Annotated in this window: 10 protein-coding genes and 1 pseudogene; 8 read left to right on the top strand and 3 right to left on the bottom strand. The window is 60.0% G+C overall.

The genetic code is table 11. The features are described from left to right. The first annotated feature begins 41 nt into the window (after window positions 1-41). The 5 genes from cheR to flgE all read left to right on the top strand — a co-directional run bounded on the left by cheR (window position 42) and on the right by flgE (window position 4,194). Complete coding sequence (gene cheR, locus LJU32_24805; protein WKV88567.1) at window positions 42-869, top strand: protein-glutamate O-methyltransferase CheR; 828 nt, start codon at window positions 42-44, stop codon at window positions 867-869. A gap of 366 nt (window positions 870-1,235) precedes the next feature. Next, window positions 1,236-1,646: a flagellar basal body rod protein FlgB gene (flgB, locus tag LJU32_24800; protein ID WKV88566.1), complete on the top strand. Its 411-nt coding sequence runs from the start codon at window positions 1,236-1,238 to the stop codon at window positions 1,644-1,646. A 3-nt stretch (window positions 1,647-1,649) separates the two neighbouring features. Further along, complete coding sequence (flgC, locus tag LJU32_24795) at window positions 1,650-2,093, top strand: flagellar basal body rod protein FlgC (protein WKV88565.1); 444 nt, start codon at window positions 1,650-1,652, stop codon at window positions 2,091-2,093. Between the two features lie 15 nt (window positions 2,094-2,108). Further along, on the top strand, window positions 2,109-2,834 hold the full coding sequence (gene flgD, locus LJU32_24790; GenBank protein WKV88564.1) for a flagellar hook assembly protein FlgD: 726 nt from the start codon (window positions 2,109-2,111) through the stop codon (window positions 2,832-2,834). Window positions 2,835-2,865: 31 nt separating this feature from the next. Further along, entirely contained in the window at window positions 2,866-4,194 is a 1,329-nt protein-coding gene (gene flgE, locus LJU32_24785) for a flagellar hook protein FlgE (protein ID WKV88563.1), read from the top strand. Window positions 4,195-5,110: 916 nt separating this feature from the next. On the opposite strand, the gene LJU32_24780 is transcribed toward flgE, so the two are convergent. Beyond that, complete coding sequence (locus LJU32_24780; GenBank protein WKV88562.1) at window positions 5,111-8,005, bottom strand: ribonucleoside-diphosphate reductase subunit alpha; 2,895 nt, start codon at window positions 8,003-8,005, stop codon at window positions 5,111-5,113. 856 nt (window positions 8,006-8,861) lie between these two features. On the opposite strand from LJU32_24780, the gene LJU32_24775 reads away from it, so the two are divergent. Both LJU32_24775 and LJU32_24770 read left to right on the top strand, forming a co-directional pair. Next, window positions 8,862-9,584 (top strand): response regulator, encoded by a 723-nt coding sequence (locus tag LJU32_24775; protein WKV88561.1) that lies wholly within the window; start codon window positions 8,862-8,864, stop codon window positions 9,582-9,584. Then, window positions 9,581-11,191 (top strand): HAMP domain-containing protein, encoded by a 1,611-nt coding sequence (locus LJU32_24770; GenBank protein ID WKV88560.1) that lies wholly within the window; start codon window positions 9,581-9,583, stop codon window positions 11,189-11,191. Before LJU32_24775 ends, LJU32_24770 begins: the two co-directional genes overlap by 4 nt. A 141-nt stretch (window positions 11,192-11,332) precedes the next feature. Here the strand turns inward: LJU32_24770 and LJU32_24765 are convergent, their stop codons facing one another. Together LJU32_24765 and LJU32_24760 are read right to left on the bottom strand one after the other, a co-directional pair. After that, window positions 11,333-12,058, bottom strand: coding sequence for a 4'-phosphopantetheinyl transferase superfamily protein (locus LJU32_24765; GenBank protein ID WKV88559.1), 726 nt, complete (start codon window positions 12,056-12,058; stop codon window positions 11,333-11,335). Between the two features lie 150 nt (window positions 12,059-12,208). After that, a pseudogene (locus LJU32_24760) lies at window positions 12,209-12,999 on the bottom strand (dienelactone hydrolase family protein). Between the two features lie 143 nt (window positions 13,000-13,142). Between LJU32_24760 and LJU32_24755 the strand changes: the two are divergent. Further along, window positions 13,143-13,748: a porin family protein gene (locus LJU32_24755; GenBank protein WKV88558.1), complete on the top strand. Its 606-nt coding sequence runs from the start codon at window positions 13,143-13,145 to the stop codon at window positions 13,746-13,748. Window positions 13,749-13,831 lie beyond the last annotated feature (83 nt).

Genomic DNA, 13,831 nt, shown 5'->3' with positions numbered 1-13,831 from the left:
TTTTGCCCTTGGCGTTCAACACGATTTAAGAGGCGGCATCATTGTCTACGGGTAATTTGGATTTCGAACAGTTCCGGGTCTTCCTGGAAAAAGCCTGTGGCATTCTGCTCGGTGAAAACAAGCAGTATCTGGTCTCGAGCCGTCTCAACAAACTGATGGAGCAGCAAGGCATCAAGTCCCTGGGTGAGCTGGTGCAGCGCATCCAGACCCAGCCGCGCAGCGGTTTGCGCGAGCAGGTGGTCGATGCCATGACGACCAACGAAACCCTGTGGTTTCGCGACACCTATCCGTTTGAAGTCTTGAAGAACAAGGTACTGCCGGAAGCGATCAAGGCCAGCCCCAACCAGCGTCTGCGGATCTGGTCGGCGGCCTGCTCGTCGGGGCAGGAACCCTACTCGCTGTCGATGTCGATCGACGAGTTCGAGCGCAGCAACCTGGGCCAGTTGAAGATGGGCGTGCAGATTGTTGCCACCGATCTGTCGGGTCTGATGCTCAACAACTGCAAGACCGGCGAGTACGACAGCCTGGCGATCGGTCGCGGTCTGTCGCCGGAACGCCTGCAACGCTACTTCGACCCGAAAGGGCCGGGGCGCTGGGTGGTCAAGGCGCCGATCAAGAGCCGGGTGGAATTCCGCTCTTTCAACCTGCTCGACAGTTACGCGGCGCTGGGCAAGTTCGACATCGTGTTCTGCCGCAACGTGCTGATCTACTTCTCTGCCGAAGTGAAGAAGGACATCCTGTTGCGCATTCACAGCACATTGAAGCCGGGCGGGTACCTGTTCCTTGGCGCGTCCGAAGCGCTGAACGGATTGCCGGATCATTACCAGATGGTTCAGTGCAGCCCGGGGATTATTTACAAGGCGAAATAAGCGGTTTGCGCTCATACAAAAAACGGGAAGCCCGCAAAGGCCTCCCGTTTTTTTATGTCCGAAGAAATTCTCTTAACACCAACAATCCCTGTGGGAGCGAGCTTGCTCGCGAAGAGGCCGTCACATTCTGCATTTGCATTGGCTGGCACTCCGCCTTCGCGAGCAAGCTCGCTCCCACAGTTTTTCGCCGGCGATAGAGGCAGCCAAGCGGCAGAAAAGCGGCATCTGGCGGAAGCCGGTTGCCGCTTTTCTGGCATTGCCGCTTTGCCGGCGGCCGGCAAAGCCCCGGAAACCGGGGGGTTACAATCTGGCACGGCGCTTGCTAAAGCTCAGATACGAAAAACCGGTCACCTGAAGGTTCCCGACATGAGCATCAGCTTCGACAAAGCGCTGGGCATTCACGAAAAGGCATTGGGCTTCCGCGCCCAGCGTGCCGAAGTACTGGCCAATAACATCGCCAACGCCGACACCCCGAACTACAAGGCGCGGGATCTGGATTTCTCCAAAGTGCTCGAAGCACAGACCGAGAAAACCAAGACCGGCGGCCACTTTGCCCTGAACATGACCAACAGCCGTCACATCGAGGCTGAAGGGCTGGGCAACGGCGACGAGTCGCTGATGTATCGCACGCCGATGCAGCCTTCGATCGACCAGAACACCGTCGACGCTCAACTGGAACAGTCCAACTACGCGGAAAACGCCGTCGGTTTCCAGGCCAGCTTCACCTTGCTCAACAGCAAATTCAAAGGGCTGGTGTCAGCCCTGCGCGGAGAATAATCCATGTCCCTGTCCAGCGTTTTCAACATTGCCGGCAGCGGCATGAGCGCGCAGACCACACGTCTGAACACCGTGGCCTCGAACATCGCCAACGCCGAAACCGTCTCGTCGAGCATCGACCAGACCTACCGCGCCCGTCACCCGGTGTTCGCCACCATGTTCCAGGGCGGCCAGGCCGGCGGCAGCAGTTCGTTGTTCCAGAACCAGGACGCGGCCGGGCAGGGTGTGCAGGTGCTCGGCGTTGTCGAAGACCAGAGCAACCTCGAGGCGCGCTACGAGCCGAACCACCCGGCCGCTGACGCCAAGGGCTACGTCTACTACCCGAACGTCAACGTGGTGGAAGAAATGGCTGACATGATTTCCGCCAGCCGCTCGTTCCAGACCAACGCGGAAATGATGAACACCGCCAAGACCATGATGCAGAAGGTACTGACCCTCGGTCAGTAATAAGGGACGAATGCCATGAGCGTTACGGACACCACCAGCACCCTGAGCATGAAAGACATCCTGGCCAACTCGTCCAAGACGAGTAGCACCACGTCGGGCGGCATCGCCTCGGCGACCAACAGTGCCACCGGCGGCCAGGCGCTGGGCAAGGATGCGTTCCTGCAATTGCTGGTCACCCAGCTGAAAAACCAGAACCCGCTCGACCCGCAGGACAACAGCGCTTTCGTGGCGCAACTGGCGCAGTTCAGCAGCCTTGAAGGCATCACCACGCTGAACTCCACAGTCAGTGGCCTTGCCGGCAACTACAACTCGTCGCAGGCGCTGCAAGCCTCGTCGCTGGTCGGTCGCAACGTGATCGTGCAGACCAACACCGCCCAGCTCGATGACCCGAGCAAAGGCCTGACCGGTTCGGTCACCGTGCCTTCGTCGATTGCCGGCGGCACCGTGACCATCACCGACAAGGACGGCAAAACCGTGCGCACCATCGACCTGGGCAGCCGCGCTGCCGGCGATGCCAGCTTCACTTGGGACGGCAAGGACACTGCCGGCACCGTGGTCCCGGTTGGCACCTATACGTTCAAGGCCAACGCACCGATCAACGGCACCGCGACCGACCTGGCGACCTACCTGCCAGCGACCGTCAACAGCGTGACGATCAGCCAGACCGGTGGCGAGCTGATGCTCAACCTGGCCGGCAAGGGCACCGTTGCCCTGTCCAAAGTACAAACCATTGGTATATAGAGCCGACTAACCCGGCACGAAGGAGTGGAACATGTCTTTTAACATCGGCCTTAGCGGTCTCTATGCCGCCAACAAACAACTCGACGTAACCGGCAACAACATCGCCAACGTCGCCACCGCCGGGTTCAAATCCTCGCGCGCAGAATTCGAAGACGTCTATTCGGCGACTCGTCTGGGCAGCGGCAGCAAAGTGATCGGTAACGGCGTACGCCTGGCCAACGTGTCCCAGCAGTTCACCCAGGGTGACATCAACAACACTGGCAACGTGCTGGATATGGGCATTAACGGCTCTGGCTTTTTCACCATGAACAACAACGGCTCGGTGTCTTACACCCGTGCCGGTACGTTCAAGGTCGATAACGCCGGCTACATCACCAACACTGACTACACCTCGCGTTTGCAGGGCTACGGTGTGGATGCCAACGGCAAGATTATTAACGGCGTCTTGACCGACCTCAAGATCGATACCTCGAACCTGGCCCCGAAGTCGACTTCGGCGGTGGCTTCGACCATCAATCTGAACTCGACCGCTGCGGTGATCGACGATACGGTCGCGGCAGGCAAATTCGACCCTACCAACACTGCGACCTACACCAAGTCGTTCAGCACCCCGATCTATGACAGCCAGGGCAACCAGCACACCATGGATCAATACATGGTGAAAACCGGCGCCAACACCTGGAAGGTCTACACCCTGGTGGACGGTCGTAACCCGGATGCGACCGGCAGCGATCCGAAGACCACCGCGCCTGTAGCCTCGACGCTGTCCTTTGACGCGACCGGCAAGCTGACCCAGGTCAGCACGCCAGATCCGCTGGGTGGCCCGGCCATCATCAGCAGCGACCTGACACTCAAGGGCTGGGTGCCAGGCACTGTGACCGATGGTGTCTGGAAGGCTAACGGCGCGGCGGCAAACCCGGCGGGTGTGACCATCTCGATGGCCAAGACCACTCAGTACAACGCCGACACCTCGCGCACGATTCCTACTCAGGATGGTTACGCGACTGGCCAGATCACCAACCTGACCATCGACGGTACCGGTACCTTGTTCGCCAACTTCAGCAACAACCAGAGCAAGGCCATCGGACAGGTTGCACTGGCGAGCTTCACCAACGAACAGGGCCTGCAGGCGATCGGTGGCACCAGCTGGAAAGAGACGTTTGCTTCGGGTATTCCGGGCTACGATGCGCCTGAGACCGGTACGCTGGGTTCGGTGGTGTCCAACTCGCTGGAAGAATCGAACGTTAACCTGACCAATGAGCTGGTTGATCTGATCAAAGGCCAGAGCAACTATCAGGCGAACGCCAAGACCATTTCGACGCAGAGCACGATTATGCAGACCATTATTCAGATGACCTGATTCGGGTTTCTGAGCTGGTTTTTTGGGCCCCTCGGTTTTGAGGGGCTTTTTTTGGCCGTGGCGGCCTTTGGGCCGACCAGGTTCTTGGGGGTTTAGGGGTATATCCGTTTTTTGCGGTGCTGCGGCTGGCGGTTTCGCCTGACGGCGACTCACTTTTTTACAAACGCCTAAAAAAAGTAAGCAAAAAAACGCTTGCTCCTGCGTTCGGCCCTCGCAGGCTCGGGTCCCTTCGCTGCGGGATCGATCCGGGCGCAGCGGCTCCGGTTTGCTTCGCTGCACCTCCTTCCGCTGTGTCTGGCTGCGCCAGACGGTCGCTGCGCTCCCACGCCCGGATCAATCCCTCCACTCAGCCTTCCGACGTCGCCGGTGGATCAAAAGCAAGATCAAAAGCACTTGAGCTTGCGCTCATTGTTGAGTGGGGCGGCTTTGCCGCGGGCAGCTTCGCTGCTTGCTTTTCTGTGGGAGCGAGCCTGCTCGCGAAGGAGGCCTGACAGCTGACCTGATTTCGCGGGTGTACCCGATCCAATTGTAGGAGTGAGCCGGCTCGCGATAGCGGTCTGCGGCCAACCAATTTCGCCCAGATACCCACGATCCAACTGTAGGAGCCGCCGAAGGCTGCGATCTTTTGATCTGGCTCTTGATCTGGCTTTTGCTTTGCTTCGGCTCTTGATCTTTCGCCCCTTCGGCAGGCTTCGTTACGGGATCGATCCGGGGAGGAAGCGCAGCAACCTACGACCAGGTCTCTGAAAAGGTGACTCGCTGTAACAGCGAAACCATAAGAAGCCGTTATCGCTGCAACGGATATTCACCCAAACCTAAACCCCAAAAACAAAACCCCCGACAAACCAGAAGTCTGTCGGGGGTTTTGTTTGCCTTGAGATTCCAGGCGTCTCGCAACGCCTGAAATCAGCTCAGCTTATTGGCAAGCTTCGCAATCCGGCTCGTCAATCGCGCAGGCCTTTGGCACGGGTGCCGGACCTGCCGGAGCGGCCAGGACCGAATCGTCGCCGTGGTTGCCGCCGCTGGAAACAGCGTTCAGCTTACCGGTGTTGATGGTCGACTTCTCGGTGCTGGTCGCGGCCAGGGCACGGAGGTAGTAAGTGGTTTTCAGGCCACGGTACCAGGCCATGCGGTAGGTCACGTCGAGCTTCTTGCCCGATGCGCCGGCGATGTACAGGTTCAGCGACTGGGCCTGGTCGATCCACTTCTGACGACGGCTGGCGGCGTCAACGATCCACTTGGTGTCCACTTCGAACGCGGTCGCGTAGAGCTCTTTGAGCTCTTGCGGGATGCGCTCGATCTGCTGCACCGAACCGTCGTAGTACTTCAGGTCGTTGATCATGACCGAGTCCCACAGACCGCGAGCTTTCAGATCGCGAACCAGGTAAGGGTTGATCACGGTGAATTCGCCCGACAGGTTCGATTTCACGTACAGGTTCTGATAGGTCGGTTCGATCGACTGCGAGACGCCAGTGATGTTGGCGATGGTCGCGGTCGGTGCGATGGCCATGATGTTCGAGTTACGGATGCCTTTCTGTACACGGGCGCGAACCGGTGCCCAGTCGAGGGTTTCCTTCAGGTCGACGTCGATGTACTTCTCGCCACGCTGTTCGATCAGGATCTGTTGCGAATCCAGCGGCAGGATGCCTTTGGACCACAGCGAGCCGTTGAACGTCTCGTAGGCGCCGCGCTCGTCGGCCAGGTCGCAGGAAGCCTGGATCGCGTAGTAGCTGACCGCTTCCATCGACTTGTCGGCGAACTCGACGGCAGCGTCGGAGCCGTAGGCAATGTGCTGCAGGTACAGAGCGTCCTGGAAGCCCATGATGCCCAGACCGACGGGACGGTGGCGGAAGTTGGAGTTCTTCGCTTGCGGCACCGAGTAGTAGTTGATGTCGATCACGTTATCGAGCATGCGCACAGCGGTGTTGACGGTGCGTTGCAGCTTGGCGGTATCGAGCTTGCCGTCGACGATATGGTTCGGCAGGTTGATCGAGCCCAGGTTGCAAACGGCGATTTCGTCCTTGTTGGTGTTCAAGGTGATCTCGGTGCACAGGTTCGAGCTGTGGACCACGCCGACGTGCTGCTGCGGGCTGCGCAGGTTGCACGGGTCTTTGAAAGTCAGCCATGGGTGGCCGGTTTCGAAGAGCATGGACAGCATTTTGCGCCACAGGTCTTTGGCCTGGATGGTCTTGAACAGCTTGACCTTGCCCGGGTACTCGGTCAGCGCTTCGTAGTACTCGTAGCGCTCTTCGAAGGCTTTACCGGTCAGGTCGTGCAGGTCCGGTACTTCGGATGGCGAGAACAGGGTCCACTTGCCGTCATCGAAGACACGCTTCATGAACAGGTCAGGGATCCAGTTGGCGGTGTTCATGTCGTGGGTACGACGACGATCGTCACCGGTGTTCTTGCGCAGCTCGATGAACTCTTCGATGTCCATGTGCCAGGTTTCCAGGTAGGCACACACCGCGCCTTTGCGCTTGCCGCCCTGGTTCACGGCCACAGCGGTGTCGTTCACCACTTTGAGGAACGGCACCACGCCTTGCGACTTGCCGTTGGTGCCCTTGATGTACGAACCCAGCGCACGAACAGGCGTCCAGTCGTTGCCCAGGCCGCCGGCAAATTTCGACAGCATGGCGTTGTCGTGGATCGCGTGATAGATGCCCGACAGGTCATCCGGCACAGTGGTCAGGTAGCAGCTCGACAGCTGTGGACGCAGGGTACCGGCGTTGAACAGGGTCGGGGTCGAAGCCATGTAGTCGAACGAGGACAGCAGGTTGTAGAACTCGATCGCACGGTCTTCTTTCTGCTTCTCTTCGATCGCAAGGCCCATGGCCACGCGCATGAAGAAGATCTGCGGCAGTTCGAAACGCACGCCATCCTTGTGGATGAAGTAGCGGTCGTACAGGGTCTGCAGGCCCAGGTAGGTGAATTGCTGATCGCGCTCGTGGTTGATCGCCTTGCCCAGTTTTTCCAGGTCGAAGGTGGCCAGCACAGGGTTCAGCAGTTCGAACTCGATACCCTTGGCGATGTAGGCCGGCAGGGCCTTGGCGTACAGGTCGGCCATTTCGTGATGGGTGGCGCTTTCGGCGACTTCGAGGAAGTTCAGGCCTTCGGCACGCAGGGTGTCCATCAGCAGGCGGGCGGTGACGAACGAGTAGTTCGGCTCACGCTCGACCAGGGTGCGGGCGGTCATCACCAGTGCGGTGTTGACGTCGGTCAGGGCGACGCCGTCGTACAGGTTCTTCAGGGTTTCGCGCTGGATCAGGTCGCCGTCGACTTCTTCCAGCCCTTCGCAGGCTTCGGTAACGATGGTGTTCAGGCGGCCCATGTCCAGCGGCGCGAGGCTACCGTCGGCGCGGGTGATGCGGATCGACGGGTGCGCGTTGACGGCTGCTTCGGCCGGGGCGTGGGCAGCGCGTTCTTTCGAACGGCCGTCACGGTAGATCACGTAGTCGCGAGCGACTTTCTGCTCGCCGGCACGCATCAGGGCCAGTTCGACCTGGTCCTGGATTTCTTCGATGTGGATGGTGCCGCCCGATGGCATGCGACGCTTGAAGGTCGCGGTGACCTGTTCGGTCAGGCGCGCAACGGTGTCGTGGATTCGCGACGAGGCGGCAGCGGTGCCGCCTTCAACTGCGAGGAACGCTTTGGTGATAGCGACGGTGATCTTGTCATCGGTGTAAGGAACGACAGTGCCATTACGCTTGATCACGCGCAGCTGGCCAGGCGCGGTGGCTGCCAGATCCGAAGTCGAATCGGCGGCCTGCGGCAAGGTGCCCTGCGGGTTCTCGCGAGTTGTGTCGGTTTGCATGGGGGTGGTCTCCACATTCTCTATGTTTGTTTGGCACCGTCATGGTGCTCACCGTTCTGTACCGAAGCACTGCGCCCGACGGGCGTCGGCATTACAAACTTCGGAACAGTAGGAAAAAGGCTGCAACGCCGCATCCTTGCCGAAGTTTTGGTAGCCAGCCGAAGCTCGCCACCGGATTCCTTCGCGGGTGACAGTCATGACTGCAACACCCATACCGTTTTGTCCGTTTCGGACCAAATAAAACGGTGCCATCCGCCAGTGCGGTTTGGGCTTGAAAAAACTCGTTCGTTCAACCGGAAACTCGCCATAAAGCGCTTGAGTTTCAGGTCTGAAATGTGGTTGGGCGATTTAGACGAAAACCCTATATGTAGGGTCTGCGTTTTCGCGGTGCTACAAGATAATGCGTTTCAGGGGGGATTGCAACGTACTACCTGTGGATAAGCCTGTGCGTAATTTGTGTAAGAAACAGGGAAAACGCGTGTAGGCCGCGAACCTGCTGAGCCAGACCGTTTGTCACTGTTTTTTTGCCTGGAAAAACGTTACAGCGGTTTTTAAGGGCGCGAACCCTATCACAGAATTCCGCCTTGTCCGAACGCATTTACCGACTTGTTTTCCGGGTGGCCGGCGTTTATACAATCGCTGGCTGCATGGGCATTTTTATCCTCCTGAAACATGACAGATGATCGGGAGGTACACGCAGGATTGTGGGAGCGAGCCTGCTCGCGAATCGGTTGACCACTGAGCATTCAGGTTGGAGCAACAGACGCTTTCGCGAGCAGGCTCGCTCCCACAGGTTTTGTCCGTGTCAGGCGATTGTCTTTCTTCTTTTAATAAAAACAGCAAACAGAGGTCACCGGTGGAGCAACAAACCTGGCAGGTATTGATTGTCGAGGATGACCAGCGACTGGCCGAGCTCACCCGTGACTACCTGCAAGCCAATGGCCTGCGCGTGGAGATCGAAGGCAACGGTGCGCTGGCGGCGGCGCGGATCATCAGGGAGCAGCCGGATCTGGTGATCCTCGATCTGATGCTGCCCGGCGAGGATGGCCTGAGCATCTGCCGCAAGGTGCGCAGCCAGTACGACGGGCCGATCCTGATGCTCACCGCGCGCACCGATGACGCTGATCAGATCCACGGCCTCGACCTTGGTGCCGACGACTATGTCTGCAAACCGGTGCGCCCGCGTTTGTTGCTGGCGCGGATCCAGGCGTTGCTGCGACGCAGTGACACACCGGAACCGGCCGCGGAAAAATCCCGTCGCCTGCAATTCGGCCCGCTGGTGGTCGACAACGCGTTGCGTGAAGCCTGGCTGAGCGACAACGGCATCGAGCTGACCAGCGCCGAGTTCGACCTGCTCTGGCTGCTGGTCTCCAACGCCGGGCGGATTCTTTCCCGCGAAGAAATCTTCACCGCATTGCGCGGCATCGGCTATGACGGCCAGGACCGCTCGATCGACGTGCGCATCTCACGCATCCGTCCGAAAATCGGCGACGACCCCGATCATCCGCGTCTGATCAAGACCATTCGCAGCAAAGGCTACCTGTTCGTCCCTGAAGCCTGCGCAGACCTGGCGCTGTGAATTCGATCTTCCTGCGCATCTACGGCGGCATGTGCGCCGCGCTGATTCTGGTGGCGGTGCTCGGCGTGCTGGCACTGAACCTGCTCAATCAGGTGCGCAGCGAGCAATATCGCGAACGCCTGGCGCACGGCACTTTCTCGCTGATGGCCGACAACCTGCAACCGATGAACCAGACCGAACGCCATCGCGCGTTGCTGGTGTGGGAGCGGCTGCTCGGCATCCCGCTGACGCTGAAGAAATTCCCCGAAAGCGACCTCGATCTGGCCCAGCGCACCCGTGTGCTGCGCGGTCAAGCGCTGGTCGAGCAGACCGGACCCCACGCGGCCAAGGTCTATCGACTGGTCAGCGAAAAAGAGCAGCTTGTACTGGTAGGAGAGGTACAGCAGATCAGCGAGCAACTGGCCCGGGCGACCATTTATTTGCTCGCCGATGAACTGGTGCGAGTACCGGTCGGCGAACAGCCCAAACGTCTGGCGCAGATAAAGCAGGAAAAAGGCTTCGGCTTCGATCTGCGTCTGGTCACGGTAAATGACGCCGACATGGACGAAGACCAGAGCCGCCGCGTGGCCGAGGGCGATACGGTGATGGCGCTGGGCAAGGGCGGCGATTCGATCCGCGTTTTCGCCGGCATGGTCGGCACGCCGTGGGTGCTGGAAATCGGCCCGCTGTATCAGATGAATCCGTACCCGCCGGAATGGCTGGTGCTGATTGCCGCTCTGGGTCTGACGCTGATCGGTCTCATCGTCTATCTGTTGGTGCGTCAGCTTGAGCGGCGTTTGCGCGGCCTCGAAGCAGCGGCCACGCGCATCGCTAAGGGCAGCTTGGAAACCCGCGTACCTGCACGCGGAGCCGACTCGGTCGGGCGGCTGGCGTCGGCGTTCAATGGCATGGCCGAGCATTTGCAGCAACTGCTGGCGATCCAGCGTGAACTGGTGCGCGCGGTATCCCATGAGTTGCGCACGCCGGTGGCGCGGCTGCGTTTCGGTCTGGAGATGATCGGTACGGCGACCACCCCGCAGGCACTGGAGAAATACCGCGAAGGCATGGATCACGACATCGAAGACCTCGATAAGCTGGTCGACGAGATGCTCACCTACGCAAGACTGGAGCAAGGCTCACCGGCGCTGACCTTCCAGCGCATCGATCTGGATGCGCTGGTCAATCAGGTTATCGAAGAACTGGCGCCACTGCGCGCCGAAGTCACGGTGCAGCGCGGTTTGTGTCTGTCATCGGCCGACAATGACGGCGCCTGGGTCGAGGCTGAACCGCGTTATTTGCATCGGGCGCTGCAGAATCTGGTGGGCAACGCGATGCGCCATGCGCATTCGCACGTGACGGTGAGTTATCAGGTCGGCCAATTGCGCTGCCGGATCGACGTCGAGGACGACGGGCCGGGCGTGCCGGAGGTGGCGTGGGAGCGGATCTTCACGCCGTTTCTGCGCCTCGACGACAGCCGCACGCGGGCGTCGGGCGGGCATGGGCTGGGGCTGTCGATTGTGCGGCGGATCATTCACTGGCACGACGGCCGCGCGATCATTGGCAAGAGCAAGAGCCTGGGTGGGGCGTGTTTCAGTCTGAGTTGGCCGAGGAATCAGGAGCGCCGGTAGGGTGTGTAGTGGCAGGGCTGGCCCCATCGCTGGCAAGCCAGCTCCCACAGGTTTTGCGGGTGTACATTGTCTCTGTGTACACCGCGAATACTGTGGGAGCTGGCTTGCCAGCGATGAGGACCATGCAGGCAATGCAAAACTTCAGGCCCGAATACTGACCAGACTCAACAACTGCCCATCCTGCACTCCGAACTGCGCCTCCAGCTCCGATCCGTTGCGCCATTCGCTGGACAGATCCGTCAACAACCGCAGCCTGACCTGACCCGCCGCAGTCCATTCCAGCACTTCGGCATGCTCGAAATAAAAACGCTGCTGCACGATCGGGTACAGCGCTTTGAACAGACTTTCTTTGACCGAAAACGTCAGGGTCACCAGTAACGCCAACTGATCCTCAGATCCCGCTGCCATGCGCTGCAGTTCCGCCGGGGTGAGAATTTCCCCGGCCAGGCGTTCGGCGCGCTCGTGGCTCAACAGGTTTTCCAGATCCATGCCCAAGCCGCGCCAGTGCTGTTTGTTGGCGACAATCGCCGCCGCACGGCCAGTGCTGTGGGTGATCGAACCGCAAATGTGCGCCGGCCACACCGGCGCGCGGTCTTCGCCGATCGGTGGGACGATATCCAGGCCTTCGAGTTGTTGCAGCGCGGCGCGGGCGCAAATGCGCCCGGCGAGAAACTCGGCCTGGCGCTTGGCCACCGAGCGCTGAATGCTCGGCGGCGCCAGCACAGCGCTGCGCTGGAAGTCATCGCCAAGCAGGCGTGCCGGGTCGAAGTGGGTACTGAGCAGCACGGTATCGGCCAAGACCGTCGGCAACGGCCAATGGCTGTCGAGGGCAGTGCAGCAGGCGGGCAGGGCGAGGGTGATATGCATGGCGGGCATTTTGCCGGTTAGTCGGGGCGAGGTCGAGATCGGCGGTAAAGCCTCCGCGAGCAGGCTCGCTCCCACAGGATCTTCTGTGCGACAGATATCCGGTGTGGGAGCGAGCCTGCTCGCGAAAGCCACGCCTCGGTCGTTACTGACTCAACCGAAAATCTTCTTGAAGAACGCCTGCATATCCGCCCATGACTTCTCGTCCGCCGCTTTGTTGTAACCAATGTCCGGCCCGCCATGCTCGCCATGGCTCAGGCGATCGGCATCCGGGTTGCTGAAACCATGCTTGGCGCCATCCAGACTGACGAACTGGTAGTCCGCCCCGGCCTTGTCCATCTCCGACTTGAACGCGGTGACGTGGTCCTGAGTGACCATGCTGTCCAACGCACCATGCTCGACCAGAATCTTCGCCTTGACGCTACCCGGAGTCGCCGGGGTCTTGGTTGCCAGCGCGCCATGGAAACTCACCACACCGGCCAGCGGCACACCCTGACGCGCCGCATTCAGCACCACGCCGCCACCGAAGCAATAGCCGATGGCGGCGATTTTGTTCGGGTCGGTCTGCGGTTGCTTCTTCAGCAGATCGAGCCCGGCGGCGAAGCGTTTACCGGCAGCATCGGCGTCCTTGGTCGCTGCCTGCATGAAGGCCATGGCGTCTTTCGGGTGCTCGGTGTTCTTGCCTTCGCCGTACATGTCGATGGCCAGCGCGCTGTAGCCGAGTTCGGCGAGATCCCGCGCGCGGCGCTTGGCGTAATCGTTCAACCCCCACCATTCGTGGACCACGACAACGCCGGGGCGGGGCCTTTGATCGCGTCGTCATAGGCGTAGTAACCGATCAGTTGGCTGCCGTCGGCGCTTTGATAGGGGATTTCTGCAGTCTTGATCGCAGCCTGGGTGAGGCTGCTGACCGCCAGCAAAGTCAGGGCGAGGAACAGGCGCATGGTCGGGTCTCCTTATTGAAAGTGATCAGAACAGCCTAGTCGATCTGGTTCAGGTCTGGTTCAGAGACGGTTCAGGGGCCGTACAGGGGCGGCTGAGTAACCTTGCGCCATACCCAAACAGCACTGTGAAAGAGGAAATACCCATGACTCGTATCAACAAACTGCTGCTGGCTTTTACCCTGTTAGGCTCCAGCATCGCGGCCAATGCCGACGACACCAGCAACTTCGCCGGCCTGACGTTCGGCCAGACCAGCGACAAGATCGACAAGTCCCACGCACTGAACAATAACCTTGGCCACCCCAACGCCACCGGGGCCATCGACGGCAACAACACCTACGGCATGCGCCTCGGTCAGCAAAACAGCCAGGGCCGCTACTACGCCACCTACGACAACGTTTCCGGCTCGCACAATGGCGTTAAACTGCGCCAGGAAAATCTGCTCGGCAGCTATGACCTGTTCTACCCGGTGGGCGGCAGCACCAAGTTGTTCGGTGGCGCCACCGCCGGTCTGACCAAGCTGACGCAGGATTCGCCGGGCTTCAGCCGTGACAGCGACATCGGTTACGCCATCGGTGGTCAGGTCGGTGTGTTGCAGCAGGTTTCGCAGAACACGTCGGTGGAACTCGGTTACCGTTACCTGCGCAGCAACGCCAGCACCGAAATGAAAGAGAGCGGCGGCAGCAAACAGGGCTCGCTGGACTTGACCAGCAGCGCGCAGACCTACCTGTCGGCCAACTACTATTTCTAAGCGGTTGCCGCCGATTGAAGTGTGGAGCGAGCCTGCTCGCGAAAGCGATGTTTCATTCAACATCATCGTTGACTGAATGACCG

Origin of the sequence: Pseudomonas sp. B21_DOA (assembly GCA_030544685.1) — a bacterium.
GTDB lineage: Bacteria > Pseudomonadota > Gammaproteobacteria > Pseudomonadales > Pseudomonadaceae > Aquipseudomonas > Aquipseudomonas fluorescens_AO.
This window is presented reverse-complemented; position numbering and strand designations above follow the sequence as displayed.